The 25402-nt window shown below is 60.0% G+C and carries 35 protein-coding genes; 33 read left to right on the top strand and 2 right to left on the bottom strand.

Annotated elements, in window-relative coordinates; all coding sequences use genetic code 11:
* The first annotated feature begins 232 nt into the window (after nucleotides 1-232).
* From AC07P1_RS05305 to rplQ, 32 genes are all read left to right on the top strand, one after another.
* Entirely contained in the window at nucleotides 233-3223 is a 2991-nt protein-coding gene (locus tag AC07P1_RS05305; RefSeq protein ID WP_494694823.1) for a TonB-dependent receptor, read from the top strand.
* Between the two features lie 71 nt (nucleotides 3224-3294).
* Entirely contained in the window at nucleotides 3295-4290 is a 996-nt protein-coding gene (locus tag AC07P1_RS05300) for a cupin-like domain-containing protein (RefSeq protein WP_494694822.1), read from the top strand.
* 353 nt (nucleotides 4291-4643) lie between these two features.
* Entirely contained in the window at nucleotides 4644-5489 is an 846-nt protein-coding gene (locus AC07P1_RS05295; RefSeq protein WP_494694821.1) for a DUF817 domain-containing protein, read from the top strand.
* A 97-nt stretch (nucleotides 5490-5586) separates the two neighbouring features.
* The gene (gene relB, locus AC07P1_RS05290) at nucleotides 5587-5982 is read left to right on the top strand and encodes a type II toxin-antitoxin system RelB family antitoxin (RefSeq protein WP_494694820.1); all 396 of its coding nucleotides are present in this window, start codon (nucleotides 5587-5589) and stop codon (nucleotides 5980-5982) included.
* 330 nt (nucleotides 5983-6312) lie between these two features.
* Entirely contained in the window at nucleotides 6313-6969 is a 657-nt protein-coding gene (rplC, locus tag AC07P1_RS05285; RefSeq protein WP_090325842.1) for a 50S ribosomal protein L3, read from the top strand.
* Between the two features lie 3 nt (nucleotides 6970-6972).
* Complete coding sequence (gene rplD, locus AC07P1_RS05280; RefSeq protein ID WP_090325845.1) at nucleotides 6973-7593, top strand: 50S ribosomal protein L4; 621 nt, start codon at nucleotides 6973-6975, stop codon at nucleotides 7591-7593.
* A complete protein-coding gene (gene rplW, locus AC07P1_RS05275) occupies nucleotides 7590-7904 on the top strand; it encodes a 50S ribosomal protein L23 (RefSeq protein ID WP_090325850.1) in 315 nt (104 codons plus the stop codon). Before rplD ends, rplW begins: the two co-directional genes overlap by 4 nt.
* On the top strand, nucleotides 7904-8731 hold the full coding sequence (gene rplB, locus AC07P1_RS05270; protein ID WP_090325854.1) for a 50S ribosomal protein L2: 828 nt from the start codon (nucleotides 7904-7906) through the stop codon (nucleotides 8729-8731). Before rplW ends, rplB begins: the two co-directional genes overlap by 1 nt.
* A 10-nt stretch (nucleotides 8732-8741) precedes the next feature.
* Nucleotides 8742-9017 (top strand): 30S ribosomal protein S19, encoded by a 276-nt coding sequence (gene rpsS / locus AC07P1_RS05265; protein WP_008444295.1) that lies wholly within the window; start codon nucleotides 8742-8744, stop codon nucleotides 9015-9017.
* Nucleotides 9014-9346: a 50S ribosomal protein L22 gene (rplV, locus tag AC07P1_RS05260; protein WP_176362469.1), complete on the top strand. Its 333-nt coding sequence runs from the start codon at nucleotides 9014-9016 to the stop codon at nucleotides 9344-9346. Before rpsS ends, rplV begins: the two co-directional genes overlap by 4 nt.
* A gap of 11 nt (nucleotides 9347-9357) precedes the next feature.
* Complete coding sequence (gene rpsC, locus AC07P1_RS05255; protein WP_090325859.1) at nucleotides 9358-10176, top strand: 30S ribosomal protein S3; 819 nt, start codon at nucleotides 9358-9360, stop codon at nucleotides 10174-10176.
* A gap of 2 nt (nucleotides 10177-10178) precedes the next feature.
* The gene (gene rplP, locus AC07P1_RS05250) at nucleotides 10179-10598 is read left to right on the top strand and encodes a 50S ribosomal protein L16 (protein WP_090325864.1); all 420 of its coding nucleotides are present in this window, start codon (nucleotides 10179-10181) and stop codon (nucleotides 10596-10598) included.
* Nucleotides 10599-10610: 12 nt separating this feature from the next.
* Nucleotides 10611-10802 carry a 50S ribosomal protein L29 gene (gene rpmC / locus AC07P1_RS05245; RefSeq protein ID WP_090325867.1) on the top strand — a complete coding sequence of 64 codons (192 nt, stop codon included), beginning with the start codon at nucleotides 10611-10613 and terminating at the stop codon, nucleotides 10800-10802.
* On the top strand, nucleotides 10799-11071 hold the full coding sequence (rpsQ, locus tag AC07P1_RS05240; RefSeq protein ID WP_090325872.1) for a 30S ribosomal protein S17: 273 nt from the start codon (nucleotides 10799-10801) through the stop codon (nucleotides 11069-11071). The genes rpmC and rpsQ overlap by 4 nt, the downstream gene beginning before the upstream one ends.
* Before the next feature lie 266 nt (nucleotides 11072-11337).
* Nucleotides 11338-11706: a 50S ribosomal protein L14 gene (rplN, locus tag AC07P1_RS05235; RefSeq protein ID WP_008444317.1), complete on the top strand. Its 369-nt coding sequence runs from the start codon at nucleotides 11338-11340 to the stop codon at nucleotides 11704-11706.
* A gap of 9 nt (nucleotides 11707-11715) precedes the next feature.
* The gene (gene rplX / locus AC07P1_RS05230) at nucleotides 11716-12030 is read left to right on the top strand and encodes a 50S ribosomal protein L24 (protein WP_090325875.1); all 315 of its coding nucleotides are present in this window, start codon (nucleotides 11716-11718) and stop codon (nucleotides 12028-12030) included.
* A gap of 6 nt (nucleotides 12031-12036) precedes the next feature.
* On the top strand, nucleotides 12037-12576 hold the full coding sequence (gene rplE, locus AC07P1_RS05225) for a 50S ribosomal protein L5 (protein WP_090325878.1): 540 nt from the start codon (nucleotides 12037-12039) through the stop codon (nucleotides 12574-12576).
* A gap of 7 nt (nucleotides 12577-12583) precedes the next feature.
* Nucleotides 12584-12889, top strand: coding sequence for a 30S ribosomal protein S14 (rpsN, locus tag AC07P1_RS05220; protein ID WP_008444324.1), 306 nt, complete (start codon nucleotides 12584-12586; stop codon nucleotides 12887-12889).
* A gap of 14 nt (nucleotides 12890-12903) precedes the next feature.
* Nucleotides 12904-13299: a 30S ribosomal protein S8 gene (gene rpsH / locus AC07P1_RS05215; protein ID WP_008444325.1), complete on the top strand. Its 396-nt coding sequence runs from the start codon at nucleotides 12904-12906 to the stop codon at nucleotides 13297-13299.
* A gap of 10 nt (nucleotides 13300-13309) precedes the next feature.
* Nucleotides 13310-13843, top strand: a complete 534-nt coding sequence (rplF, locus tag AC07P1_RS05210) for a 50S ribosomal protein L6 (protein ID WP_494694819.1) — start codon at nucleotides 13310-13312, stop codon at nucleotides 13841-13843.
* A gap of 13 nt (nucleotides 13844-13856) precedes the next feature.
* On the top strand, nucleotides 13857-14219 hold the full coding sequence (rplR, locus tag AC07P1_RS05205; RefSeq protein ID WP_090325886.1) for a 50S ribosomal protein L18: 363 nt from the start codon (nucleotides 13857-13859) through the stop codon (nucleotides 14217-14219).
* Nucleotides 14220-14228: 9 nt separating this feature from the next.
* Nucleotides 14229-14747 (top strand): 30S ribosomal protein S5, encoded by a 519-nt coding sequence (rpsE, locus tag AC07P1_RS05200; RefSeq protein ID WP_026334874.1) that lies wholly within the window; start codon nucleotides 14229-14231, stop codon nucleotides 14745-14747.
* A gap of 10 nt (nucleotides 14748-14757) precedes the next feature.
* Nucleotides 14758-14940, top strand: a complete 183-nt coding sequence (rpmD, locus tag AC07P1_RS05195; RefSeq protein WP_090325890.1) for a 50S ribosomal protein L30 — start codon at nucleotides 14758-14760, stop codon at nucleotides 14938-14940.
* A gap of 27 nt (nucleotides 14941-14967) precedes the next feature.
* Complete coding sequence (gene rplO, locus AC07P1_RS05190) at nucleotides 14968-15399, top strand: 50S ribosomal protein L15 (RefSeq protein WP_090325894.1); 432 nt, start codon at nucleotides 14968-14970, stop codon at nucleotides 15397-15399.
* A 32-nt stretch (nucleotides 15400-15431) separates the two neighbouring features.
* Complete coding sequence (gene secY, locus AC07P1_RS05185) at nucleotides 15432-16766, top strand: preprotein translocase subunit SecY (protein WP_494694818.1); 1335 nt, start codon at nucleotides 15432-15434, stop codon at nucleotides 16764-16766.
* Between the two features lie 18 nt (nucleotides 16767-16784).
* Nucleotides 16785-17003: a translation initiation factor IF-1 gene (gene infA, locus AC07P1_RS05180; RefSeq protein ID WP_005663428.1), complete on the top strand. Its 219-nt coding sequence runs from the start codon at nucleotides 16785-16787 to the stop codon at nucleotides 17001-17003.
* Nucleotides 17004-17023: 20 nt separating this feature from the next.
* Nucleotides 17024-17137: a 50S ribosomal protein L36 gene (gene rpmJ, locus AC07P1_RS05175; protein WP_005663407.1), complete on the top strand. Its 114-nt coding sequence runs from the start codon at nucleotides 17024-17026 to the stop codon at nucleotides 17135-17137.
* Nucleotides 17138-17164: 27 nt separating this feature from the next.
* Entirely contained in the window at nucleotides 17165-17530 is a 366-nt protein-coding gene (gene rpsM, locus AC07P1_RS05170) for a 30S ribosomal protein S13 (RefSeq protein WP_019923475.1), read from the top strand.
* A gap of 14 nt (nucleotides 17531-17544) precedes the next feature.
* A complete protein-coding gene (gene rpsK / locus AC07P1_RS05165; RefSeq protein ID WP_008444339.1) occupies nucleotides 17545-17949 on the top strand; it encodes a 30S ribosomal protein S11 in 405 nt (134 codons plus the stop codon).
* Nucleotides 17950-18184: 235 nt separating this feature from the next.
* Nucleotides 18185-18808: a 30S ribosomal protein S4 gene (gene rpsD, locus AC07P1_RS05160; protein WP_363503864.1), complete on the top strand. Its 624-nt coding sequence runs from the start codon at nucleotides 18185-18187 to the stop codon at nucleotides 18806-18808.
* A gap of 109 nt (nucleotides 18809-18917) precedes the next feature.
* Nucleotides 18918-19895, top strand: a complete 978-nt coding sequence (locus AC07P1_RS05155; RefSeq protein WP_008444343.1) for a DNA-directed RNA polymerase subunit alpha — start codon at nucleotides 18918-18920, stop codon at nucleotides 19893-19895.
* Nucleotides 19896-20137: 242 nt separating this feature from the next.
* Nucleotides 20138-20536 (top strand): 50S ribosomal protein L17, encoded by a 399-nt coding sequence (gene rplQ, locus AC07P1_RS05150; protein ID WP_090325907.1) that lies wholly within the window; start codon nucleotides 20138-20140, stop codon nucleotides 20534-20536.
* A 199-nt stretch (nucleotides 20537-20735) separates the two neighbouring features.
* Here the strand turns inward: rplQ and AC07P1_RS05145 are convergent, their stop codons facing one another.
* The gene (locus AC07P1_RS05145) at nucleotides 20736-22412 is read right to left on the bottom strand and encodes a M28 family peptidase (RefSeq protein WP_494694817.1); all 1677 of its coding nucleotides are present in this window, start codon (nucleotides 22410-22412) and stop codon (nucleotides 20736-20738) included.
* A gap of 275 nt (nucleotides 22413-22687) precedes the next feature.
* Here AC07P1_RS05145 and dsbD point away from each other — a divergent pair, with 275 nt between their 5' ends.
* Nucleotides 22688-24586: a protein-disulfide reductase DsbD gene (gene dsbD, locus AC07P1_RS05140; RefSeq protein ID WP_494694816.1), complete on the top strand. Its 1899-nt coding sequence runs from the start codon at nucleotides 22688-22690 to the stop codon at nucleotides 24584-24586.
* Nucleotides 24587-24748: 162 nt separating this feature from the next.
* On the opposite strand, the gene AC07P1_RS05135 is transcribed toward dsbD, so the two are convergent.
* The gene (locus tag AC07P1_RS05135) at nucleotides 24749-25225 is read right to left on the bottom strand and encodes a Spy/CpxP family protein refolding chaperone (protein WP_494694815.1); all 477 of its coding nucleotides are present in this window, start codon (nucleotides 25223-25225) and stop codon (nucleotides 24749-24751) included.
* Nucleotides 25226-25402 lie beyond the last annotated feature (177 nt).

The raw sequence follows: 25402 nt of genomic DNA, 5'->3' as shown, positions 1-25402 counted from the left end.
CAAGGTCCGCCGCGCGCGCGTAAATGGGGCTTCTTTACAACACCGCACGAATTTGGCGCGGTAATTCGTTCGATCAATTGACTAATGGTTTTTTTACTCTTATTCTGGCATGGCCTTATTCATTTGTTATTTGATGAATCGACAGTTTTGCGGTTGTTTGTAGTGTTGCCACTTCCGACGTTACGCCCTGCTCGATTACGTCGGAGCGATAAATATAATTAAGGAGATGTAAGTGCGTAAAAATTTGAAAACGTTTTCAGAGTCCCCGCTGAGCCAGCGCCGGTTGATCTGCCTGGCAGTTGCCGGCGCCTGCGCCACGTTCGTTCCAGCGTTTGCCCAGACCGCCGGCGTGCCGGGCGACGGCGCCGACGGCCCGAAAGTGGTCGTGACCGGCATCCGCGCCAGCATGCAGTCGACCATGAACATGAAGCGCAACGCCGACGGCATCGTCGACGGCATCGTCGCCGACGACATCGGTAAATTCCCCGACACCAACCTGGCCGAATCGCTGCAGCGCATCTCCGGCGTGTCGATCGACCGCAGCAATGGCGAGGGCCAGAAGGTCACCGTACGCGGCCTGGGTCCGGACTTCAATCTGGTGCTGCTCAACGGCCGCCAGATGCCGACCACCGACCTGAGCGACCTGTCGGGCCGCTCGTTCGACTTCTCCAACCTGGCGTCGGAAGCGATCTCGCAGCTGCAGGTCTACAAGACCGGCCGCGCCGACAGCCCGTCCGGCGGCATCGGCGCCACCATCAACGTGATGACCGCGCGTCCGCTGGACAATCCGGGCATGCGCGCCAGTATCGGCGCCAAGGCCGTCAAGGACGACTCCAACAACGAACTGCCCGGCTCGATCAAGGGCAGCAGCGTCACCCCCGAGTTCTCGGGCATCTACAGCAACACCAGCGAGGACGGCCGCTTCGGCATCGCTGTTAGCGCTAGCCACCAGCGCCGCGACTCCGGCTTCAACCGCGCCGGCCTGGCCAACGGCTACCAGGGTCCGTACCGCGGTTCCGACACCACCGAGGGCTCGACCCTGCCGCAGCCTGGCCAGCCCGGCTCGGAAAAGATCACCAACCGTCCGGGTCCGACCGATCTGTATTTGATCCCGCAGAACTTCGGCTACGGCGTCAACGCCATCTCGCGCCAGCGCACCAACGGCCAGCTGGTGCTGCAATTCCGTCCGGTCAAGGAACTGACCACGACCCTGGACATGACGTATTCGGAACAGAAGATCCAGACCAAGCGCAACGAGCTGAGCGTGTGGTTCGGCCAGACCCCGACCTCGACCAGCAGCTGGCCGGGCGGCAAGGTGCAGACTCCGCTGACCTATATGGAGACGTACAACACGCCGCAGGACATCTCGGTGGTGGGCGGCGACTACGCGACCAAGACCAAGAACAAGTCGATCGGCTTCAACACCGTGTGGAAGGCCAGCAACGACCTGCGCCTGGAGCTCGACCTCCACCATTCGAACGCCGAATCCGGCGCCGACAGCCCATGGGGCACCGAGAACAACCTGTCGAACGCCAGCTACAGCCGCGGCAACACGATGGTCGACTTCACCAAGGAGATGCCGGTGGTGAGCATGCCGGCGGCCAACCTGGCCGCCGCGCCGATCCAGGCCACCGGTTCGTGGTTCCACAACAGCTGGCAGAAGGCCACCATCAACCAGGCGCAGACCAAGGGTAACCTGAAGCTGTTCGAGGCGTCCGAGCTGAACTTCGGCGTCGGCTACACCGACTCGACCAACCGTTCGACCTATTCGAACGTGCAGAACAACAGCTGGGGCGGCGCCTCCAAGGCCTCCGACTATCCGGGCAGCCTGTTCCAGGCCAATTCGCTCGGCTCGTTCTTCAAGGAGTTCGGCGGCCACAACGCGCCGGAGCTGTTTGGTTCGCTCTACACCTTCGACTTCGGCAAGGTGCGCGCCGCCACGGCCGCGGCCACCGGCCTGTCGACCTACCTGCCGAATTTCGACGGCGCCGACACCGACCGCGAGCTGAAGGAAAAAACGACCTCCGGTTATGTGTCGTTCGGCACCGACTGGGATACCGCCATCCCGTTCCACTCGTCGATCGGCCTGCGCATGGAGCGCACCAAGGTCACCTCGGTGGCGCAAGTGCTGGTGGGCACCGACGTGGTGTGGGAATCGCAGAATGAATTGCCGCTCAAATTCGCCGGCAAGTCGTACAGCACCCAGGAGGCCAGCTACAACAACGTGCTGCCGAGCCTGAACTTCGACGCCGACCTGCGTCCCGACATGAAGCTGCGCGCCAGCGTCGGCACCACCATCGGCCGGCCGCGCTACGACCAGATGCAGGGCGGCCTGACCTTGGGCACCATCGGCAACGTGTTCACCGGCGGCACCGCCTCGGTCGGCAACCCGGCCCTGAAACCGGTCAAGTCGAAGAATCTGGACTTGTCGTGGGAATGGTATTACGACCAGCAGAGCGTGCTGTCGATCGCCGGCTTCCACAAGAAGATGGACAACTACGCCGGCCAGACGGCCACGTCGACGCCGCTCTACAACCTGCACACGCCGGTCGGCGGCGCGTATTACACCGCGGCGCGCAACGCCGGTTGCTCGGCGGCGGACACCAACTGCCTGCGCAACTACATCCTGACCAACTTCCGCGGCCAGCCGGGCGTGCAGTACATCGGCGTGAAGTCGGACGGCAACCTCGATGGCAAGATCACCGGCCTGGCGACCGATCCGCTGATGCCTTTCCTGCTCACCTCGTACGCCAACCAGAAGTCGGCCACGGTCAAGGGCGCCGAGATCAACGTGCAGCACATGTTCGGACGCAGCGGCTTCGGCGTGCAGGCCAACTACACGTACGTGACCTCGCCGACCAAGTACGACGACGCCAACACCGCAGATCAGTTCGCGATCCTGGGGCTGAGCAATTCGGCCAACCTGGTGGGTATCTACGAAGACCAGAAATGGTCGATCCGGTTGGCCTACAACTGGCGCGACAGCTTCCTGGCCTCGACCATCGATGCCGGCGGCGGCCGCCCGGCGCCGGTCTACACCGACAAGTACGGTCAGACCGACGTCAGCATTGGGTACAATGTCACCGACAAGCTGAGCCTGCAGGCCGAGGTCATCAACCTGACCAACGCCACCCAGCGCCAGTTCGGCCGCACCGAGCGTTCGACCCTGAACGTGACGCAAGCCGGTCCGCGTTACATGCTGGGCGCGCGCTACAAGTTCTGATGCTTGAACGGTAGCGTGTAGTCGGGCCACGGGCCGTCGCGATGCGACGGCCTTTTTCATTGGGGAAGTGCATGCAAGCGATAGTGGAAGTGGACGGCGGCGCGCCGCTGTCCGACGAGATATTGGCCTCGCCGGTGCCGCTGGTGCTGCGCGGCCTGATGGCCGACTGGCCGCTGGTGCGGGCCGCGCGCGGCGGCGCGGCGGCGGCCGACGCCTACCTGCGCCGGTTTTACCGCGACGCCACCGTGCTGGCCAGCCACAGCCCGCCGGGCACGGGCGGACGCATCTTTTACAACGACGACCTGAGCGGCTTTAATTTCACGTCGCAGATGGTGCGCTTCGACCAGGTGCTCGACGCGCTGCTCGCGCACCTGGACGCGGCCGACCCGCCCACGCTGTATGTCGGTTCGACCACGGTCGACACCTGCCTGCCGGGCCTGCGCGCCGAAAACGATGTCGACCTGGGCGGGCGCGATCCGCTGGCCAGCATCTGGATCGGCAACCGCACCCGCATTCCGGCCCACTACGACGTGCCGGACAACCTGGCTTGCGTGGCCGCCGGGCGCCGCCGTTTTAAACTGTTCCCGCCCGAACAGTTGAAGAACCTGTACGTCGGGCCGCTCGACTTCACGCCGGCCGGGCAATCGGTCAGCCTGGTCGACTTCGCTCGGCCGGACTTCGAACGTTTTCCCCTGTTCGCCGAGGCGCTGCGGCACGCGCAATCGGCCGAGCTGGAGCCGGGCGATGCGCTGTTCATCCCCAGCATGTGGTGGCACCACGTCGAGGGGCTCGAGCCTTTTAATATCCTGATCAATTACTGGTGGCGCCAGTCGCCGGACTGGATGGACACGCCGGCCAGCACCCTGTCGCTGGCCTTGATGACCCTGCGCGACCTGCCGCCGGCCCAGCGTGCCGCGTGGAAGGAGATCTTCCGCCACTACGTGTTCGACAGCGACGGCGGCGAGGCGGCGCACATCCCGCCGGCCGCGCGCCACTCGTTGGCGCCGCTCGACGACGACGCCGCGCGCATGCTGCGGGCGCAGATCCTCAGGCGCTTGAATCGTTAGTACGCTCGCGCGTAGGCAGGCATGGGGAGCTCCTGAAAAATTCGGGATTTACTAAGCGCCGCTAATCTTCGCTAACCTGTACTACGACGCGCTTTTCCTTACTAAAGTTGCTGCGCTGGACTCTAAATCATACTAATAGTGACCCGCTTAAGTATTAGCGCCGATTAGCGTGATCTAGTTCGCCGATAGTAGTCAGCAGAGCGAAGTAGCGGTGTCTATCAGGAGATAGTAGGCAATCGTAGGTTTTAGTAAAACGCCGAAAAATCGAGTGGCTTCCCGGTATATCAAGGGAGGTTCTGGACAGAAATTGTCCGCGCCGGTAGGCTGTTGTCAATCGCCCAACCGGATACGCCATGCTCGCCGCGCTAGACCTGCATTTGCTCGACAATTCGCCTCGTCACACACTGCGTGGCGCTCCGCGTTTTCTGATTGAGTTCCTTTATTTCGGCATCAAGGAGGCGCGTGCGTGCCTATTTGTCGTGCTGTTCTTCGCCGCCGTGTTTCTTGTGCCGCGCGCCGGCATCCTCGGACTGCCGCGCTACGACGTGCTGCTGGTCGCCGCGCTGGCGATCCAGGTGTGGATGGTGTGGGCCGGACTGGAGACGTGGGACGAGCTCAAGGCCGTCTGCCTGTTCCATGTGGTCGGCTTCGCGTTGGAAGTATTCAAGGTGTCGGGCAGCATCCAGTCGTGGAGCTACCCGGACTTCGCCTACACCAAGGTGCTTGGCGTGCCGCTGTTCTCCGGCTTTATGTACGCCGCCGTCGGCAGCTACATCATCCAGGCGTGGCGCTTGCTGGACTTGCGGATTCGTCATCATCCGCCGTACTGGATGGCGGTGCTGATCGCGCTACTTATATATGCCAACTTCTTCACCCATCACTACGTCGGCGACTACCGCTGGTATCTGGCCGCCTGCGCGCTGGGCCTGTACGCGCGCACCACGGTGGTGTTCCGCCCGCTCGACCGTGATCGCCAGATGCCGTTGCTGCTGGGCTTTGTGCTGACCGGTTTTTTCATCTGGCTGGCCGAAAACATCAGCACGTTCTGGGGCGTCTGGCGCTATCCCAACCAACTGGGCGCGTGGTCGGCGGTCCACGTCAGCAAATGGAGCTCGTGGTCGCTGCTGGTGGTGATGACCTTCACCATCGTCGCCCATCTGAAGCACATCAAGGCCCGTATCCACGTTCCCGAGGCGTGATCGCGCGCGCGCGATGCAGGCATATAATGGCTTCTTTGGGGCGCGCGCCCTAGTGGGCCGCGCGGGCTAGGCCGGTAGGTTTGAATCAGTGAAGGCTATGAACGCGAATACTTTTAATTTTAAGGACATGCGCGCGCTGGTGGACTCGGACGAGGATTGCGACCTGTCGGTAGTCGGAGCCAATGGCAATTGGCGTATTTTCATTCATACCCGCGCCGATGTGCGCGCTCTCAGCAGCACACCCGAAGGCTTGCCAGCAGCATTTGCGACTCTTACCGACGTCGAACTGGAATTGCGGGAACTCGGTGTCGCACACTTTGAGGTAGTGTGTAACGGCTCCGGCAGGCCGATGGATGCGCCCTTGACCGAAGTGGATGGGGAATATGACGATTGGTTCAGGGCCCAGGTGCAAGAGGCGTTGGACGACCCAAGCCCACCGATCCCGCATGAGGAAGCAATGCGTCAGATACGTGCGGCATTGAAATTAAGCTGAGGCTACAGTGCCAGCCGTCGTGTGTATACAAGGTGGTGGGTGACCGCGTGTATGTATTGCGGATACTGCATACTTCCAGACAATGGCCGAAGCCAGGCGCCTCGTAGGCGACCCCGCCGCAACCCGCATGCCGCCTCGCTTTGCGCCGTCCCGCCACACCGCCCAAATAATTCCGCGTAAACCCGACATACCCCGTACTTAGTTGTTGCGTCAAGCCCCTTTTCACGCTACACTAGCCGGCTTCGGTATGGATTCGACCTTTTATTGGTCCGTACTAATTTTGTAGTTCAACATATCCCCGCCCAATCGTAGGTGGGAATTGGAGAAAAAATGAGCCTTGGCCTCCTCGGTCGCAAGGTTGGTATGATGCGCATCTTCACGGATGAAGGGGACTCGATCCCTGTCACCGTGTTGGACGTATCGAACAACCGTGTTGCGCAAATCAAAACTCCTGAAACTGATGGTTACTCCGCAGTTCAGGTCGCATTCGGTCAACGTCGCGCTTCCCGCGTAACGAAGGCTGTTGCTGGTCACCACGCTAAAGCTGGTGTTGAAGCCGGTACTCTGTTGAAAGAGTTCCGCGTCGACGCCACCAAGGCAGCAGAATTGAAAGCCGGCGATGTCGTTGCCGCTTCGCTGTTCGAAGTCGGTCAAAAGATCGACGTTCAAGGTGTCACGATCGGTAAAGGCTATGCCGGTACCATCAAGCGTCACCACTTTGCTTCGGGCCGTGCCACCCACGGTAACTCCCGTTCGCACAACGTTCCAGGTTCCATCGGTATGGCGCAAGATCCAGGCCGCGTGTTCCCTGGTAAGCGCATGACCGGTCACCTCGGTGACGTCACCCGCACCGTGCAGAACCTCGAAATCGCCCGTATCGACGCCGACCGTCAGCTGCTGCTGGTCAAGGGCGCGATTCCTGGCGCGAAAAATGGCCAGGTTGTCGTATCGCCTGCTGTCAAAGTTAAAGCAAAGAAGGGAGCTTAAACGATGGAACTCAAGCTCTTGAACGCTCAAGGTCAAGCCGCCTCTAACGTAGCTGCCGCCGACACCATTTTCGGCCGCGACTACAACGAAGCCCTGATCCACCAGATCGTCGTCGCCTACCAAGCCAATGCTCGCAGCGGCAACCGTAAGCAAAAAGACCGTGAAGAAGTCCACCACACGACCAAGAAGCCATGGCGCCAAAAAGGCACCGGCCGCGCTCGTGCTGGTATGTCGTCGTCGCCACTGTGGCGCGGCGGTGGTCGCATCTTCCCGAACTCGCCCGACGAGAACTTCACCCACAAAGTGAACAAGAAGATGTACCGCGCAGGTATCTGCTCGATTCTGTCCCAGCTGGCCCGCGAAGAGCGCCTGGTTGTGGTCGAAGATTTCGCGATCGAAGCGCCAAAAACCAAGCTGCTGTCGCAAAAGCTGACCGGCATGGGCTTTGACTCGGTACTGATCATCACCGACGTCGCCAACGAAAACCTGGAACTGGCTTCGCGCAATCTGCCGAACGTTCTGGTTGTCGAGCCACGTCACGCAGATCCAATGTCGCTGGTGTTCTACAAGAAGATTGTAGTGACCAAGGCCGCATTGGCCAAGATTGAGGAGATGCTGGCATGAGCGCATTGAAATTTAGCGAAGAGCGCCTGATGAAGGTGCTGGTAGCTCCAGTCATTTCCGAGAAGGCCACCATGGTCGCGGAAAAGAACGAGCAGATCGTGTTCCGTGTCACCACCGACGCGACCAAGCCGGAAATCAAGGCCGCCGTTGAACTGCTGTTCAAAGTCGAAGTGGAATCGGTGCAGACCGTCAACCGCGAAGGTAAGCAGAAGCGTTCCGGTGCCCACACCGGCCGCCGCAACCATACCAAGCGTGCTTTCGTGTGCCTGAAGCCTGGCCAGGAAATCAATTTCTCCGAGGAGGCTAAATAATGGCACTCGTTAAGATGAAGCCAACCTCCCCAGGCCGTCGCGGCATGGTGAAGGTTGTGAACCCGGACCTGTACAAAGGCCGTCCGTTCGCAGCCCTGGTTGAGAAAAAATCGAAGACCGCCGGCCGTAACAACAACGGCCACATCACCACCCGTCACATCGGTGGTGGTCACAAGCAACACTATCGCCTGATCGACTTCAAGCGTCAGAAGGATGGCATTCCAGCGAAAGTGGAACGTATCGAATACGATCCGAACCGCACCGCGAATATCGCCCTGCTGTGCTACGCCGACGGCGAGCGTCACTACATCATCGCCACCAAGGGCATGAGCGTGGGCGACACCGTCATGAACGGCTCGGAAGCGCCGATCAAGTCGGGTAACTGCCTGCCGATCCGTAACATCCCGGTCGGTACCGTCATGCACTGCGTCGAAATGCTGCCAGGTAAGGGTGCCCAGATGGCCCGTACCGCCGGCGCCGGCGTCGTCCTGATGGCCCGCGAAGGCACCTACGCCCAGGTCCGCCTGCGCTCGGGTGAAGTCCGTCGCGTGCACATCGAGTGCCGTGCCACCGTGGGTGAAGTCGGCAACGCCGAACACAGCCTGCGCAAGATTGGTAAAGCCGGTGCGATGCGCTGGCGCGGTGTTCGTCCTACCGTTCGCGGTGTGGTCATGAACCCGGTCGATCACCCGCACGGTGGTGGTGAAGGTAAAACCGCAGCTGGTCGTCATCCAGTGTCGCCTTGGGGCCAACAGACGAAGGGTAAGAAGACCCGCAGCAACAAGCGCACTTCTTCCATGATCGTCTCGCGCCGCGGCAAGAAATAAGGGGTAGCACATGACTCGTTCATTGAAAAAAGGGCCGTTCTGTGACGCCCACCTGGTGAAAAAAGTCGAAGCGGCGCAAGCGGCCAAAGACAAAAAGCCAATCAAAACCTGGTCCCGTCGTTCGACCATCATGCCTGACTTCATCGGCCTGACGATCGCCGTCCACAATGGCAAGCTGCACGTGCCGGTGTACGTCTCCGAGAACATGGTTGGTCACAAGCTCGGTGAATTCGCGCTGACCCGCACGTTCAAGGGCCATGCCGCTGACAAGAAGGCGAAGAAATAATGGAAACCAAAGCAATCCTCAAGGGTGTGCGCTTGTCGGATCAGAAAGGTCGCCTCGTGGCCGACCAGATCCGCGGCAAGAAAGTTGACGCTGCACTCAACATTCTGCAATTCAGCCCGAAAAAGGGCGCGACCATCATCAAGAAAGTGCTGGAGTCGGCTATCGCCAACGCCGAGCACAACGATGGCGCCGACATCGACGAATTGTTCGTGAAAACGATCTACGTCGAAAAGGGTCCGATCCTCAAGCGCTTCACCGCACGCGCTAAGGGCCGGGGTGATCGCATTTCGAAGCAATCGTGTCACATTTACGTGACCGTCGGCAACTAAGGAGCTATAGCATGGGTCAAAAAATCCACCCAACCGGCTTCCGCCTGTCGGTTACCCGTAACTGGGCCTCGCGTTGGTATGCTGGCAACAGCAACTTCGCTTCGATGCTGAACGAAGACTTGAAGGCGCGCGCCTACCTGAAGACCAAGCTGAAGAACGCTTCGGTCGGCCGCATCGTCATCGAGCGTCCAGCCAAGAACGCGCGTTTCACGATCTACAGCTCGCGTCCGGGCGTGGTCATTGGTAAAAAAGGCGAAGACATCGAAGTACTGAAGTCGGCGCTGACCAAGATCATGGGCGTGCCTGTCCACGTGAACATCGAAGAAATCCGCAAGCCGGAAATCGACTCGCAGCTGATCGCCGATTCGATCGCCCAGCAGCTGGAAAAGCGCATCATGTTCCGCCGCGCGATGAAGCGCGCCATGCAAAACGCCATGCGTCTGGGTGCCCTGGGCATCAAGATCATGTCGTCGGGCCGCTTGAACGGTATCGAAATCGCTCGTAAAGAGTGGTACCGCGAAGGTCGTGTGCCACTGCACACCCTGCGCGCCGACATCGACTACGGCACCAGCGAAGCTTCGACCACCTACGGCATCATCGGTGTCAAGGTCTGGGTATACAAGGGTGACCGCGCGCCGAACGGCGACGCACCAGTCATCGATACCCCGCCGGACGAGAAGAAGCCACGTGGCCCACGTCGTGACGACGGCAAACCAGCTGGCCGTCCGCGCCCAGCCGGCGCCGGCGCCGGTGCTAAACCAGCCGCCCCGGGCGCAGCACGCGTTCGTAGCGCCGCTGCCGCCAAGCCGGCCGAGAAAGCAGGAGAATAATCATGCTGCAACCAGCACGCAGGAAGTATCGTAAAGAGCAGAAAGGCCGTAACACCGGCATTTCGCATGGCACCGGCACTTCGGTGTCGTTCGGTGAATTCGGTCTGAAAGCCGTCGCCCGTGGTCGTATCACGGCACGCCAGATCGAAGCCGCTCGTCGCGCCATGACCCGCCACATCAAACGTGGCGGCCGTATCTGGATCCGCATCTTCCCGGACAAACCGATTTCGAACAAGCCAGCCGAAGTTCGTATGGGTAACGGTAAGGGTAATCCAGAGTACTACGTCGCTGAAATCCGTCCGGGCAAAGTCCTGTACGAAATGGACGGCGTCGACGAAACCTTGGCGCGCGAAGCATTCCGCCTGGCCGCTGCCAAACTGCCGCTGGCGACGACCTTCGTGGTCCGCCAAGTCGGCCAATAACAGGAGTGAAATATGAAAGCATCTGAACTCCGCGGCAAAGACCAGGTAGCTCTGCAAAAAGAGCTGACTGACCTGTTGAAGGCCCAGTTCGGCCTGCGCATGCAAATCGCGACGCAGCAGCTGAGCAACACTTCGCAGCTCAAGAAGGTACGTCGCGACATCGCACGTGTAAAAACGGTAATGAACACCAAGGAAGCCAAATGACCGAAACAGTGAACAAGCCGCTCAAGCGCACGCTGGTCGGTAAAGTGGTGTCCGACAAAATGGACAAAACCGTTACCGTTCTGATCGAACGTCACGTCAAGCATCCTTTGTACGGCAAGATCATCATGCGCTCGAACAAGTATCACGCGCATGACGAGACCAACCAGGTGAAAACCGGTGACACGGTGGAAATCGTGGAAGGTCGTCCGATCTCCAAAACGAAGGCATGGACCGTGACGCGCGTGGTGCAAGCCGCGCAAATCGTTTAATTGAAGCCGTCGCCTCCGGTCCACACGGGTCGGGGGCGGTGTTCAATTAGTTCTTGCAAGCCCGCGAGTTGTGTTATATACTTGCGGGCTTCGTTCATGTAACGCCGCAAAGTGTCTGGCCACAGACGCAGAACCGTGCGGTCGGTCGCAGTACGAAGGTCAAGCACCCAAACATCGGGCCCTGCATGGGCGCGCTGGCGGGACCAAGACTGACCGCAGGTCCGCATTGTGTGGATTCTTCGGCTTAAGTTGGGAAAGAGAATACTATGATTCAAACTGAAAGCCGGCTCGAAGTGGCCGACAATACCGGTGCCAAAGAAGTTATGTGCATCAAGGTATTGGGCGGTTCCAAGCGCCGTTATGCTGGCATTGGCGATGTGATCAAAGTGACTGTTAAAGTCGCCGCGCCACGTGGCCGTGTCAAAAAAGGTGAAATTTATAACGCCGTGGTTGTGCGCACCGCTAAAGGTGTTCGCCGCCAAGACGGTTCCCTGGTGAAGTTCGACGGCAATGCCGCCGTTCTGTTGAACGCCAAGCTGGAACCGATCGGTACCCGTATTTTTGGACCAGTGACGCGCGAGCTGCGCACTGAAAAGTTCATGAAGATCGTGTCCCTGGCACCGGAAGTCCTGTAAGGAGTCGTAATGGATAAGATTCGTAAAAACGACGAAGTCATCGTTCTGACCGGGAAAGACAAGGGCAAACGTGGCGTCGTTTCGCGTCGTGTAGATGCGGAGCATGTCGTGGTTGAAGGCGTCAACGTCGCTAAAAAAGCGACCAAGCCTAACCCAATGACTGGCGTACAAGGTGGTATCGTCGACAAGACTATGCCGATTCACGTGTCCAACGTCGCGTTGTTCAACGCGGCTAGTGGCAAGGCAGACCGTGTCGGTTTCAAAGAAGTGGATGGCAAAAAAGTCCGCATCTTCAAATCGTCCGGCGAAGTAGTGAAGGCTTAAGAAATCATGGCACGTCTCCAAGAATTCTACAAAGATAAAGTCGTCGCCGACCTGACCGCGAAATTCGGTTACAAGTCGGTGATGGAAGTTCCACGCCTGACCAAGATCACCCTGAACATGGGTGTTGGTGAGGCAATCGCGGACAAGAAAGTCCTCGAACACGCCGTCGGCGACCTGACCAAGATCGCCGGCCAAAAGCCAGTGACGACCAAGTCGCGCAAAGCTATCGCGGGTTTCAAAATCCGTGAAGGCTACCCGATCGGTACCATGGTCACCCTGCGTGGCGCTCGCATGTACGAGTTCCTCGATCGCTTCATCACCGTGGCCCTGCCGCGCGTGCGCGATTTCCGTGGTGTCAATGGTCGTTCGTTCGATGGCCGCGGCAACTATAACATCGGTGTCAAAGAGCAGATCATCTTCCCTGAGATCGAGTACGACAAGATCGATGCGCTGCGTGGTATGAACATTTCGATTACCACCACCGCCAAGACCGACGACGAAGCCAAAGCTTTGCTCGCCGCCTTTAAATTCCCGTTCAGGAACTAAGAAGATCATGGCAAAACTCGCACTGATTAACCGTGAGCAAAAGCGTGTGGACCTGGCGAACAAATTCGCCGCCAAGCGCGCTTCGCTGAAGGCCATCATTGATGACCAGTCGAAGTCGGAAGAAGAACGTTACGAAGCGCGCCTGAAACTGCAAGCGCTGCCACGTAACTCGGCTCCGACCCGCCAGCGTAACCGCTGCGCCGTCACCGGTCGTCCTCGCGGCACTTTCCGTAAATTCGGTCTGGGCCGTATCAAGCTCCGTGAATTCGCCATGCGTGGTGAGATTCCGGGTATGACTAAAGCAAGCTGGTAATAGGAGAATATGCAATGAGTATGAGCGATCCTATCGCCGATATGCTGACCCGCATTCGTAACGCCCAGGGCGTGCAAAAAACGACCGTGGCCATGCCATCGTCGAAAGTCAAAATTGCGATTGCCAACGTCCTCAAGGACGAGGGTTACATTGAAGATTTCGCCGTAGCCGAAGCTGGTGGCAAAGCGGAACTGAAAATCGGTTTGAAGTATTATGTTGGCCGTCCCGTCATCGAGCGCCTTGAGCGCGTGTCCCGTCCGGGCCTGCGCGTCTACAAGGGCAAGGACGAGATCCCTACTGTGATGAATGGCTTGGGTGTGGCGATCGTGTCGACTCCGCAAGGCGTCATGACGGACCGCAAAGCACGCGCTACCGGTGTCGGCGGCGAAGTTATTTGCTACGTCGCATAAGGAGTTAGACATGTCTCGTGTAGCTAAAATGCCAATCGCTGTGCCAGCTGGCGCTGATGTCGCCATCTCCGCACAGGCGATCACTGTCAAGGGCCCGCTGGGCGTCTTGACCCAGGTCCTCAACGGCCAGGTCAAAGTGGAAAACAAAGAAGGAACCCTCAATTTCGTCCCGGCCGATGACAGCCGCGAAGCCAATGCCATGTCCGGCACGCTGCGCGCCCTGGTCAACAACATGGTCACCGGCGTCACCAAGGGTTTCGAGAAAAAGCTGAACCTGGTCGGTGTGGGTTACAAGGCGCAAGCGCAGGGCGACAAGCTGAATCTGTCGCTGGGCTTCTCGCACCCTGTCGTGCACTCGATGCCAGCCGGCGTCACCTGCGCCACCGCAACGCCAACGGAGATCGTCATCAAAGGCATCGACCGTCAGCAAGTGGGCCAAGTGGCTGCTGAAGTTCGCGCTTACCGCTCCCCAGAGCCTTACAAGGGCAAGGGCGTTCGCTATGCGGACGAAGTGGTTAAGATCAAAGAAACCAAGAAGAAGTAACTAGGGGCTGACGATGGACAAGAAAGAATCACGTCTGCGCCGCGGACGCCAAACCCGGATCAAGATCGCGCAACAGAAAGTGAACCGCCTGTCGGTACACCGCACTAACCTGCATATCTACGCGAACCTGATCTCGCCGGATGCCAAAGTACTGGTATCGGCCTCCACGGCAGAAGTCGAAGTGCGCAACGAACTGGCTGGCAAATCGGGCAAGGGTGGCAATGCCGCCGCCGCCGCGATCGTCGGCAAGCGCGTCGCAGAGAAAGCACTGAAAGCAGGGATTACCGAAGTCGCGTTCGACCGCTCCGGTTTCCGTTACCACGGCCGTGTGAAGGCGCTGGCAGAAGCCGCGCGCGAAGCCGGTCTGAAGTTCTAAGGAACGATCATGGCAAAAATGCAAGCAAAAATGGCAAGCGACAAGCCGGATGACGGCATGCGCGAAAAAATGATCGCGATCAACCGCGTGACCAAAGTGGTCAAGGGTGGTCGTATCATGGGTTTCGCCGCGCTGACCGTGGTTGGTGACGGCGATGGCCGCATCGGCATGGGCAAGGGCAAGTCGAAAGAGGTACCGGTCGGTGTGCAGAAGGCAATGGAAGAAGCCCGTCGCAACCTGATCAAGGTCAACCTGAAAAACGGCACCCTGCAGCACACCGTCACCGGCCGTCACGGCGCATCGAAAGTGATGATGTCGCCTGCGAAACCGGGTACCGGCGTCATCGCCGGCGGCGCAATGCGCGCGATCTTCGAAGTAATGGGCGTGACCGACGTCGTGGCGAAATCCACCGGCTCGAGCAACCCTTACAACCTGGTCCGTGCAACGCTGGATGGTCTGGCAAAAATGAGTACTCCTGCTGAAATTGCTGCGAAACGCGGCAAGTCGGTAGAAGAAATCCTGGGCTAAGGTGAACGTTATGACAACCAAAACCGTCAAAGTACAATTGGTCAAGGGCTTGATCGGCACGCGTGAAGACCACCGTGCCACCGTCCGCGGTCTGGGCCTGCGTCGTGTCAACTCGGTCTCCGAGCTGCAAGACACCCCATCCGTGCGCGGCATGATCAACAAAGTATCGTACCTCGTTAAAGTAGTTGCGTAAGCCCTCGGGCTTACACACGGAGAAATCATGGAACTGAATACCATTCAACCAGCCGATGGCGCCAAGCACTACAAGCGTCGCGTCGGCCGCGGTATCGGCTCCGGTCTGGGTAAAACCTCGGGCCGTGGTCACAAGGGTCAAAAATCGCGTTCGGGCGGCTTCCACAAAGTCGGTTTCGAAGGCGGTCAGATGCCTCTGCAACGCCGTCTGCCTAAGCGCGGTTTCAAGTCGCTCAACGCCACCTTCAAAGCTGAAGTGCGCCTGTCCGACCTGAACAACCTGCCGGTCGGCGACGTCGACATCCTGGTGCTCAAGCAAGCCGGCGTGCTGGCTGTGCTGGCCCGCGACGTGCGCGTCATTCTGTCCGGCGAGATCACCAAAGCGGTGAACCTCAAAGGCCTGAAAGTGACCGCTGGCGCGAAAGCGGCCATCGAAGCAGCCGGCGGCTCGGTAGCCTGAGTTGACCGCTAACAGCTTGATCGGAGCGAAAATTGGCGACTAATCCACAATTGGCTAAAAGTGCGGCAGCCGGGTTCCCTTGGAACCGGCTCTGGTTCTTGCTTGGTGCATTGGTGGTTTATCGTATCGGCGCTCACATCCCGGTTCCCGGGATCGATCCGGTACAATTGGCCGCGCTGTTCAAGTCGCAAGAGGGCGGCATCCTGGGCATGTTGAACATGTTCAGCGGTGGCGCTCTGGCGCGCTTCACAGTCTTTGCGCTGGGTATCACGCCTTACATTTCGGCCTCGATCATCATGCAGCTGGTGTCGATCGTGTCGCCGCAGATGGAAGCGCTGAAGAAAGAGGGCGAATCGGGCCGTCGCAAGATCACCCAGTACACCCGGTATTTCACGGTCGTGCTGGCGCTGTTCCAGGCGTTGTCGATCGCCGTGGCGCTGGAGTCGCAACCTGGCCTGGTGCTGGATCCGGGCTACGCGTTCCGCTTCGTGACCGTGGTCACCTTGCTGACCGGCACCATGTTCGTCATGTGGCTCGGCGAGCAGATCACCGAACGCGGTCTGGGCAACGGCATTTCGATCATCATCTTCGCGGGTATCGCGGCAGGTCTGCCGAGCGCGCTGGGCGGTTTGGGTGCCTCGGTGAGCAACGGTTCGATCGGCGCGTTCTCGGCGATCATCATCATGGTGCTGGTGGTGGCGGTGACGTTCTTCGTGGTGTTTGTCGAACGTGGCCAGCGCAAGATCCTGGTCAACTACGCCAAGCGCCAGGTGGGTAACAAGATCTACGGTGGACAAACGTCGCACCTGCCATTGAAGTTGAACATGGCCGGCGTGATCCCACCGATTTTCGCTTCGTCGATTATCTTGTTCCCGGCAACGATCGTGGGCTGGTTCACACAGGGCGCCGACACGGCCAACCCTGTCGTCCGGTTCCTGAAAGATTTGGCAGCATCGATGGGGCCAGGCGAGCCCATCCACGCACTGTTGTATGCCATTGCGATCGTGTTTTTCTGTTTCTTCTATACGGCGCTGGTCTTCAACAGCAAGGAAACAGCGGATAACTTGAAGAAGAGCGGGGCCTTTGTGCCAGGGATACGTCCCGGTGAGCAGACTGCCCGTTACATCGACAAGATCCTGACACGTTTGACACTGGCTGGCGCCATCTACATCACTTTGGTGTGTTTGTTGCCGGAATTCATGCAAGCCGAGTGGAAGGTACCGTTCTATTTTGGTGGTACTTCTCTGTTGATTATTGTGGTTGTGACCATGGATTTCATGGCCCAGGTACAAAACTACGTGATGTCGCAGCAATATGAATCGCTGCTGCGCAAAGCAAATTTCAAAGGCGGAATTCCGACGCGATAAGCGCGGTAAACATACCGAATGGCAAAAGACGACGTCATACAGATGCAGGGCGAGATTCTTGAGAATCTCCCCAATGCAACATTTCGAGTAAAGCTGGAAAACGGACACGTGGTGCTCGGGCATATTTCGGGTAAAATGCGGATGAACTATATCCGCATTCTTCCTGGCGACAAGGTGACGGTCGAACTGACACCTTACGATCTGAGCCGAGCACGCATTGTGTTCCGGACCAAGTAACTAACCAAAGAGAGAGCAAAATGAAAGTTAACGCCTCAGTCAAGCGGATCTGCCGCAACTGCAAGATCATCAAGCGCAAGGGCGTCGTTCGCGTAATCTGCGTCGAACCGCGTCACAAGCAGCGTCAAGGTTAATAACCGTTATTTATCGAGGAATAACGAATGGCACGTATTGCAGGGGTTAATATCCCAAATCATCAGCACACCGTTATCGGCCTGACGGCCATCTACGGTGTAGGCCGCCCACGCGCAAAGTTCATCTGCGCCGCGACGGGTATTGCGACCGATAAAAAGGTCAAGGATCTGGACGACAGCGAGCTGGAAAAGCTGCGCGATGAAGTAGCTAAATTCATCGTCGAAGGCGATCTGCGCCGCGAACTGTCCATGAACATCAAGCGTTTGATGGATCTGGGTTGCTACCGCGGCATGCGTCACCGTAAGGGCCTGCCGGTCCGCGGTCAGCGCACCCGCACCAATGCACGTACCCGCAAGGGCCCGCGCAAAGCCGCTCAATCGCTCAAGAAATAATCTAGGGAAATCACATGGCTAAGCAACAAAGCAGCGCAGCAGCAGCGCGCGTACGCAAGAAGGTCAAGAAGAACGTCGCCGAAGGTATCGCGCACGTTCACGCTTCCTTCAACAACACCATCATCACCATCACCGACCGTCAGGGCAACGCTCTGTCGTGGGCGACCTCCGGTGGCGCTGGCTTCAAGGGTTCGCGTAAATCGACCCCGTTCGCAGCGCAGGTTGCGGCTGAAGCGGCTGGTAAAGTCGCTGTTGAATGCGGCGTGAAGAACCTGGAAGTGCGTATCAAGGGCCCAGGTCCTGGTCGCGAATCCGCAGTGCGCGCACTGAACAACCTGGGCATCAAGATCACCGAGATCCAGGACGTTACCCCAGTACCGCACAACGGCTGCCGTCCTCCAAAACGTCGTCGTATCTAATCGCGCGGTCGGCGGCGAAGTTCGCTTCGCCTCCTTCCCGCTGTTAGAAATCGCTGGAGCAGAAAGCCGGAAACGGTTATACTGCCCGGCTGTTGTCGCCTGTCGAACACCTTCGGCGGGTTATTCGTATTTAAGCCACCGTCTGGCCCACCCTGAGGATCAGACTAGCGCCTAACCGCAATCCGGGAATTCCCGTCTGTGGCTGGGGCGTTATTATTTATAAAAAGGAAGCATCGTGGCACGTTATATCGGACCTAAAGCAAAACTCTCCCGCCGTGAAGGTACTGACCTGTTCCTGAAGAGCGCACGCCGCTCGCTCGACAGCAAGTGCAAACTGGACGTCAAACCAGGCCAGCACGGCGTCAAGTCGGGTGCCCGCACCTCGGACTACGGCAACCAACTGCGCGAAAAGCAAAAAGTCAAGCGTATGTACGGCGTTCTGGAACGTCAGTTCCGTCGCTACTTCGCCGAAGCGGACCGTCGCAAGGGTAACACCGGCGAAACCCTGCTGAAGCTGCTGGAAACCCGCCTGGACAACGTTGCATACCGCATGGGCTTCGGCTCGACCCGCGCCGAAGCGCGTCAGCTGGTATCGCACAAAGCGTTCACCGTGAACGGCCAAGTGGTCAACATCGCTTCGTACGCAGTGAAGATCGGCGACGTTGTTGCCGTGCGCGAAAAGTCGAAGAAGCAAGTGCGTATCGTTGAAGCGCTGTCGCTGGCTGAACAAGTCGGCATGCCTAGCTGGGTGTCGGTCGATGCCAAGAAAATGGAAGGCACCTTCAAGTCCCTGCCAGAGCGCAACGAGATCGCCAACGACGTCAACGAATCGCTGATCGTCGAACTGTACTCGCGTTAATCTGTAGTCTAGCCGTAAAAAACCCGCCCGCTGTGAACAGCGGGCGTTTTCACTAATGCCATCAGCCTTATCGGCCTAACGCGCCGAGGGTATTGAAAAGGACATTTACATGCAAAACAGTCTGTTGAAGCCACGTATTATCGATGTAGAGGCGCTCGGCGCCGGCCACGCTAAAGTAGTGATGGAGCCGTTCGAACGCGGCTATGGCCATACATTGGGTAATGCGTTGCGCCGCGTGCTGCTGTCGTCGATGGTCGGCTACGCGCCAACCGAAGTGACGATCGCAGGCGTTGTACACGAATACTCGTCGCTCGACGGCGTGCAGGAAGACGTCGTCGATCTGCTGCTGAACCTCAAGGGCGTGGTCTTCAAAGTCCACAACCGTGACTCCGTCACCTTGACCCTGAAGAAGGAAGGCGAAGGCGCCATCCTGGCCTCGGACATCGATCTGCCACACGACGTGGAACTGATCAATCCGGACCACGTGATCGCCCACCTGACCGCCGGCGGCAAACTGGACATGCAGATCAAGGTTGAAAAAGGCCGCGGCTATGTGCCGGGCAACGTCCGCCGCCTGTCCGAAGACACCAACAAAACCATCGGCCGCATCATTCTGGATGCGTCGTTCTCGCCGGTGCGCCGCGTTTCCTACTTCGTCGAGTCCGCTCGCGTGGAACAGCGTACCGACCTGGACAAGCTGATCATCAACATCGAGACCAACGGCGTCATCTCGCCGGAAGAAGCGATCCGTCAATCGGCGCGCGTCCTGGTTGACCAGTTGAACGTGTTCGCCGCCCTGGAAGGCACCGAAGCCGCCGCCGAAGCGCCATCGCGCGCGCCGCTGGTCGATCCGATCCTGCTGCGTCCAGTGGACGATCTGGAACTGACCGTGCGTTCGGCTAACTGCCTGAAAGCGGAAAACATCTACTACATCGGCGACCTGATCCAGCGTTCGGAAAACGAACTGCTCAAGACGCCGAACCTGGGCCGCAAGTCCCTGAACGAAATCAAGGAAGTTCTGGCTTCCCGTGGTCTGACCCTGGGCATGAAGCTGGAAAACTGGCCACCTGCTGGGCTGGAAAAATAACAGATTGGGTGACGGTGCTGGACATTGCGCAGCAATGTTCTGCCCCGTTACCAACTGACTAGATTGGGCGACAGTGCTGGACATCGCGTAGCGATGTTCTGCTCTGTTGCCAACTGATTTGCATTTTGCAGCACCCGCCCGCTACATGTCGTAGCGGGCGTATATCCCTAGAACCGGTCCGCGCCCACCGTCACACGTGAGCGATCGAAGAACTCGGATTTAAACACCTGAAAGGAAGTACCATGCGTCACCGTCACGGCCTCCGTAAACTGAATCGTACCTCGTCCCACCGTCTGGCAATGCTGCGCAACATGACCGTTTCCCTGCTGCGTCATGAAGCCATCAAAACCACGCTGCCAAAAGCGAAAGAACTGCGTCGCGTGATCGAGCCGATCCTGACCCTGGGCAAGACCGACACCCTGGCAAACAAGCGTCTGGCGTTCTCCCGTCTGCGCGATCGTGAAATGGTTCTGAAGCTGTTCGCAGAACTGGGCCCACGCTACGCAAACCGCAACGGCGGCTACCTGCGCATCCTGAAAATGGGTTTCCGTGTTGGCGACAACGCTCCAATGGCTTACGTTGAGCTGATGGACCGTCCAGAAGTCACCGACATCGACGCCGCCCCAACCGCTGAAGAGTAATCTTCGCTGTTGAGTAGTGTCTAAGGAAAAAGCCAGGCGATGCCTGGCTTTTTTTATGGCGGCGTTCGTTTTCGTCTAAACCACGTAGGGCGGATTAGCGCAGCGTAATCCGCCAAGCTCCGTCGGCGGCTCATGGCGGATTACGGCGTGCCGCCTAATCCGCCCTACGAAAATCACCTCGCGGCAAGCGGGACGCCGATTACTTCAACCGCTTGTCGCCCGCCGCCTTGAACTCCGACCCGGCGTTCCACGTCGGCGTCACGCCCTGCGCGATATCCAGGCCCACCTGGAACAGCAGCTGGATGTCCTGCACGCCGCCGCCGAAATCCCAATCGTCGCGCACATCGTCGGTCACCTGGTGGTAATCCTTGGTGAAGTAATGGTCGACCTTCTCGCGCGCGTAATTCTCCGGCTTGTCCAGATAGCGGCTGCGCGCCTTGGTGTACAGCACCGGCACGCCTGCGCGCGCGAACTCCAGCTGGTCGGCGCGGTAGAAGCTACCCAGCTCGGGCCGAGAATCGCCATCCATCACCCGGCCCTGGGTCTTGGCATACTTGGCCAGCAACCCATCGATGCTCGAATGCCCGGACGTCACGTTCTCGATCTGCGCCGTCTTGCCCCAGGCGTTGATGCCGTCGATGTTGATATTCGCCACCGTCTTCTTGAGCGGGTACAGCGGATGGCTGGCGTAGTATTTCGCCCCCAGCAGGCCGCGCTCCTCGGCGGTGGTCGCCAGGAACAGGATCGAGCGCTTCGGCGCCTGCGCCGGCGGCAGCGCCTTGTAGGCCTTGGCGATCTCCATCAGCGCGGCCACGCCGGAGGCGTTGTCTAGCGCGCCGTGATAGATCTGCCTGGTCCGCTCCCCCGGCAAGCGCTCGTCGATACCCAGATGGTCCCAGTGGGCGCTGTAGATGACGAACTCATCCTTCAGCTTAGGATCGCTGCCCGGGATCATCGCCACCACGTTGTTCGAGTTGACGGTGCGCGCCGTGTTGTCGATCTTGAAGCTGGCCGTGCCTTTCAGGCTGACGGGACGGAAGTCCTTGGTCAGCGCCTGCTTCTTGAGCTTGTCGAAATCGTAACCGGCGGCCGCCATCATCGCCTTGGCCTTGTCCAGCTGAATCCAGCCCGGCACCGCCGGCGCGTCCGGATCGGGGCCGTCGCGTAGCAGGCTGAAGTTCTCGCTGTTGCCGCCGCTGCGCACCACGTCCCACGGATAGGCGGCCGGCTTGGTTTCATGGATGATGATCGCCGCCGCCGCGCCCAGCTTGGCGGCGATCTCGTATTTGTAGGTCCAGCGGCCGTAATAGGTCATCGCCTTGCCCTTGAACATCGCCGGATCGAGCTCGGCCGGATTCTTCGGGTCGGGCACGGCCGGATCGTTGATCAGCATCAGGATGGTCTTGCCGCGCACGTCGACGCCCTTGTAATCGTCCCAGCCGTACTCGGGCGCCTGCACGCCGTAGCCGACGAACACGATCTCGGACTTGTCCACGCCGACACTGGCCGGTTGGCTGGTCGAATGCGCGACATAATCGTCCGGAAAGCTGAGCGCCACGGTCTTGCCGCCGATCGTGTAGGTGAACGACGGCGCCGGTGTCATGCCGCGCATCGGTACCGGCTGCACCCAGCTGCCGTTCGGATTGCCCGGTTTCAGGCCCAGCTTTTTGAATTCCTGCTCCAGATACGCCACCGTCTTCGCTTCGCCGACCGAGCCCGGGGCGCGGCCCTCGAATTCGTCGGAAGCCAGGGTCTTGATGTGGGTCAGTAAATCCTTGGCGGACACGGCGGCCAACGCCTCGGCCGGCGCCTGCGCCAAGGTCGGGACGGCGGCCAGCGCCAAAGCGGAAAACAGCAAGGGGCGAAGCGTAGACATCGGAGTGGACTCCAGATTGGTAAAAGCCGAGTTTCGCATAAAACGGCGAGGTCGGTAAAATCAGCCCCGTGTTCCACGTAGGGCGGATTAGCGCAGCGTAATCGGCCATCGCCGAGCCGTCGGCGACGCATGCATGGCCGATTACGGCTTCGCCTAATCCGCCCTACGTGTTTCCTCGAAACTTACGAGGCCCGGGCCGCACGCGGGCGTTAAATGCACGCTCGGTGTACTATCCCACTTGCTTCAACGACCATCCCCGCTGATAGAAGGTTTTCATGTCCCGTTTCGCCCGTCTTTTTGCCACGCTGTTGTCCCTGATCGCCGTGCTGTTGACCGGCCCCGCCCGCGCCCAGGACTTCCTCGATCCCGCGCTGGCGTTCAAGTTCTCCGCGCGCATGGTCGACGGCCACACGATCGCGGTCAGCTTCCAGATCGCCGACGGATACTATATGTACCGCGAACCGTTCAAGTTCAGCGCCGTCGGCGCCAAGCTCGGCACGCCTTTGATCCCGGCCGGCAAAGTCCACTACGACGCCACCTTCGAGAAGGACGTCGAAACCTACCGCCAGAACGTCACCATCACGATACCGGTCGACGTCGACGGCCCGTTCACCCTGCTGGTCAGCGGGCAGGGCTGCTCCGAAAAAGGTCTGTGCTACTCGCCGCAAGACTACAAGGCGCAATTGACCGGCAGCGGCTCGGTGCCGTTGCCCGCCGCGCCGGGCGCCAAGGCCGACGCCGCGCCCGCCGCGAAACCGGCGGCGGCGCCGGCGACCGCAACGGCCCAGGCCATCGGCGAAGGCAAGCCGGCCGCCATCAGCCCCGGCGTCAACATCTACACCATCCCCAAGCCGACCGCCGAGGACATCGTGCCGCCAGCGCCGCCGGCACCCGCCGTGGCGGCCGCGCCGGTCGGCGAATCGGGCCGGCTGGAAGCCGCGCTCAAGACCGGCAGCCTGCTGGCCATCCTGCCGCTGTTCGCCTTGCTCGGCCTGGGCCTGTCGTTCACGCCCTGCGTGCTGCCGATGGTGCCCATCCTGTCGTCGATCATCGTCGGCGAGGGCGACCGCAGCAACCGCGGCCGCGGCCTGCTGCTGTCGGTCACCTACGCGCTGGGCATGGCCATCGTCTACACCGCGCTGGGCGTGGCCGCCGGCCTGGCGGGCGAGGGCTTGTCCGCCGCGTTGCAAAACCCGTGGGTGCTGGGCACGTTCGCCGTGCTGATGGCGATCCTGTCGCTGTCGATGTTCGGCTACTACGACCTGCAGGTGCCGGCCGCGCTGCAATCGAAATTGAGCGGCGTCTCGAATCGCCAATCGTCGGGCAAGCTGGCCGGCGTGTTCGTCATGGGCGCGATCTCGGCTTTGATCGTCGGCCCGTGCGTGGCCGCGCCGCTGGCCGCCGCGCTGGTCTACATCAGCCAGACGCGCGACGTCGTCATCGGCGGCGCCGCGCTGTTCGCCATGGCGGTCGGCGTGAGCGTGCCGCTGATCCTGGTCGGCGTCTCGGCCGGCGCCTTGCTGCCGAAGGCGGGCAAGTGGATGGACTCGGTCAAACGCTTCTTCGGCGTGCTGATGCTGGCGATGGCATGGTGGCTGGTGTCGCCGGTGCTGCCGGCGGCTGTGCAGATGATGGGCTGGGCCGCGCTGCTGGTCGGCTACGGCATGTACCTGCTGCTCAACTCCGGCGCATGGATCGGCAAGACGGCGGGCGTGCTGGTCGCCGTGCTGGGGCTGACGCAACTGGTCGGCGTGGTCAGCGGCGGACGCGATCCGCTGGCGCCGCTGGCGCACTTGACCGGCAACCAGCATACGCCGCTGGCGTTCCAGAGGATCAAGACGGTGGCGCAGCTGGACGCGGTGCTTGCGCAAACCGGCGGCAAGACCGCCATGCTGGATTTCTATGCGGATTGGTGCGTGTCGTGCAAGGAGATGGAAAAGCTGACCTTCGTCGACGCCAAGGTGCGCGACAAGCTGGCCGACACCGTGCTGCTGCAGGTGGACGTAACGGCCAACGACGCCGACGACAAGGCCATGCTGAAGCGCTTCGGTTTGTTCGGCCCGCCGGGGATCATCCTGTTCGACGGCAAGGGGCGGGAGGTGCCGGGCTCGCGCGTGATCGGGTATCAGAACGCCAGCCAGTTCCACGATTCCCTGGCCCGTGCGTTCCCGTAGATCGTGGCGGCGTGTGGTTTCGCGCGGATCCACGTAGGGCGGATTAGCGAAGCGTAATCCGCCAATGCATGCGTCTCGGCGGCGCACGCATTGGCGGATTACGGCGTTCCGCCTAATCCGCCCTACGTGTCTCCTCGTGACGATTGATGACAGTGGCCTTGCTTAGCCGTGATGGCGCCAGCCGCCGCGCTGGCCGTGGCCGCCGTGCCTGCCGCCCATCGCGCGGTCATCGAACACCTTTTTCTGCTCGGGCGTCAGCTGCCCGTAGAACGCCGTCAGCGCCGTCAGGTGGGCCTCCATCTTGGCTTCGCGCTGCTTGGTCATTTCGATCATCTTGCTCAAACGCTCAGGCGCCGTCAGCTTGGCGAACTCGCCGCGCTGCGGACGCGGCCCGGCCGGCGCCGCCGGCTTGATCGCGGCCTGATAACTGGCCCAGGCCGATTCCTGCTGCGTCGTCAGCTTCAGCTGGTCGTGCAGCTTCGCCTGGCGCTTGGCGTACATCTCCGACATCTTGGCCCGGCGCTGCTCCATGTTCGCGGTCTTGTCCGGGCCGGCGGCCGGCGCCGTGTCCTGGGCGTGCGCGGCGGCCATGCCCAGCACCGTGAAGCCGATCAATATGCTTTTGCGAAGTATGTTCATGGTCATTTCCTTTATCGATGAGTAGTTCAGTGATTCATTCGGTATCGCGGCATTTTGTTGCCGCGCTTGAATCCATCTTCGCAGCCGAAGATTGCCACGACGTTTCCCGTGTCATAGTGTTTGTATCCAGATGTTTCGCGTTGTTATCTGGCGCCGATGCCACCGCCTGCCGTTGCC

It is taken from the genome of Duganella sp. GW821-FHT07F09 (genome assembly GCF_059418705.1).
This window is presented reverse-complemented; position numbering and strand designations above follow the sequence as displayed.

Bases quoted from the DNA above. Each gene is read 5' to 3' on its own strand.
- AC07P1_RS05300 (WP_494694822.1), top strand. From the start codon at position 3,295: ATGCAAGCGATAGTGGAAGTGGACGGCGGCGCGCCGCTGTCCGACGAG.
- AC07P1_RS05295 (WP_494694821.1), top strand. From the start codon at position 4,644: ATGCTCGCCGCGCTAGACCTGCATTTGCTCGACAATTCGCCTCGTCAC.
- relB (WP_494694820.1), top strand. From the start codon at position 5,587: ATGAACGCGAATACTTTTAATTTTAAGGACATGCGCGCGCTGGTGGAC.
- rplC (WP_090325842.1), top strand. From the start codon at position 6,313: ATGAGCCTTGGCCTCCTCGGTCGCAAGGTTGGTATGATGCGCATCTTC.
- rplD (WP_090325845.1), top strand. From the start codon at position 6,973: ATGGAACTCAAGCTCTTGAACGCTCAAGGTCAAGCCGCCTCTAACGTA.
- rplW (WP_090325850.1), top strand. From the start codon at position 7,590: ATGAGCGCATTGAAATTTAGCGAAGAGCGCCTGATGAAGGTGCTGGTA.
- rplB (WP_090325854.1), top strand. From the start codon at position 7,904: ATGGCACTCGTTAAGATGAAGCCAACCTCCCCAGGCCGTCGCGGCATG.
- rpsS (WP_008444295.1), top strand. From the start codon at position 8,742: ATGACTCGTTCATTGAAAAAAGGGCCGTTCTGTGACGCCCACCTGGTG.
- rpsC (WP_090325859.1), top strand. From the start codon at position 9,358: ATGGGTCAAAAAATCCACCCAACCGGCTTCCGCCTGTCGGTTACCCGT.
- rplP (WP_090325864.1), top strand. From the start codon at position 10,179: ATGCTGCAACCAGCACGCAGGAAGTATCGTAAAGAGCAGAAAGGCCGT.
- rpmC (WP_090325867.1), top strand. From the start codon at position 10,611: ATGAAAGCATCTGAACTCCGCGGCAAAGACCAGGTAGCTCTGCAAAAA.
- rpsQ (WP_090325872.1), top strand. From the start codon at position 10,799: ATGACCGAAACAGTGAACAAGCCGCTCAAGCGCACGCTGGTCGGTAAA.
- rplN (WP_008444317.1), top strand. From the start codon at position 11,338: ATGATTCAAACTGAAAGCCGGCTCGAAGTGGCCGACAATACCGGTGCC.
- rplX (WP_090325875.1), top strand. From the start codon at position 11,716: ATGGATAAGATTCGTAAAAACGACGAAGTCATCGTTCTGACCGGGAAA.
- rplE (WP_090325878.1), top strand. From the start codon at position 12,037: ATGGCACGTCTCCAAGAATTCTACAAAGATAAAGTCGTCGCCGACCTG.
- rpsN (WP_008444324.1), top strand. From the start codon at position 12,584: ATGGCAAAACTCGCACTGATTAACCGTGAGCAAAAGCGTGTGGACCTG.
- rpsH (WP_008444325.1), top strand. From the start codon at position 12,904: ATGAGTATGAGCGATCCTATCGCCGATATGCTGACCCGCATTCGTAAC.
- rplF (WP_494694819.1), top strand. From the start codon at position 13,310: ATGTCTCGTGTAGCTAAAATGCCAATCGCTGTGCCAGCTGGCGCTGAT.
- rplR (WP_090325886.1), top strand. From the start codon at position 13,857: ATGGACAAGAAAGAATCACGTCTGCGCCGCGGACGCCAAACCCGGATC.
- rpsE (WP_026334874.1), top strand. From the start codon at position 14,229: ATGGCAAAAATGCAAGCAAAAATGGCAAGCGACAAGCCGGATGACGGC.
- rpmD (WP_090325890.1), top strand. From the start codon at position 14,758: ATGACAACCAAAACCGTCAAAGTACAATTGGTCAAGGGCTTGATCGGC.
- rplO (WP_090325894.1), top strand. From the start codon at position 14,968: ATGGAACTGAATACCATTCAACCAGCCGATGGCGCCAAGCACTACAAG.
- infA (WP_005663428.1), top strand. From the start codon at position 16,785: ATGGCAAAAGACGACGTCATACAGATGCAGGGCGAGATTCTTGAGAAT.
- rpmJ (WP_005663407.1), top strand. From the start codon at position 17,024: ATGAAAGTTAACGCCTCAGTCAAGCGGATCTGCCGCAACTGCAAGATC.
- rpsM (WP_019923475.1), top strand. From the start codon at position 17,165: ATGGCACGTATTGCAGGGGTTAATATCCCAAATCATCAGCACACCGTT.
- rpsK (WP_008444339.1), top strand. From the start codon at position 17,545: ATGGCTAAGCAACAAAGCAGCGCAGCAGCAGCGCGCGTACGCAAGAAG.
- AC07P1_RS05155 (WP_008444343.1), top strand. From the start codon at position 18,918: ATGCAAAACAGTCTGTTGAAGCCACGTATTATCGATGTAGAGGCGCTC.
- rplQ (WP_090325907.1), top strand. From the start codon at position 20,138: ATGCGTCACCGTCACGGCCTCCGTAAACTGAATCGTACCTCGTCCCAC.
- AC07P1_RS05145 (WP_494694817.1), bottom strand. From the start codon at position 22,412: ATGTCTACGCTTCGCCCCTTGCTGTTTTCCGCTTTGGCGCTGGCCGCC.
- dsbD (WP_494694816.1), top strand. From the start codon at position 22,688: ATGTCCCGTTTCGCCCGTCTTTTTGCCACGCTGTTGTCCCTGATCGCC.
- AC07P1_RS05135 (WP_494694815.1), bottom strand. From the start codon at position 25,225: ATGAACATACTTCGCAAAAGCATATTGATCGGCTTCACGGTGCTGGGC.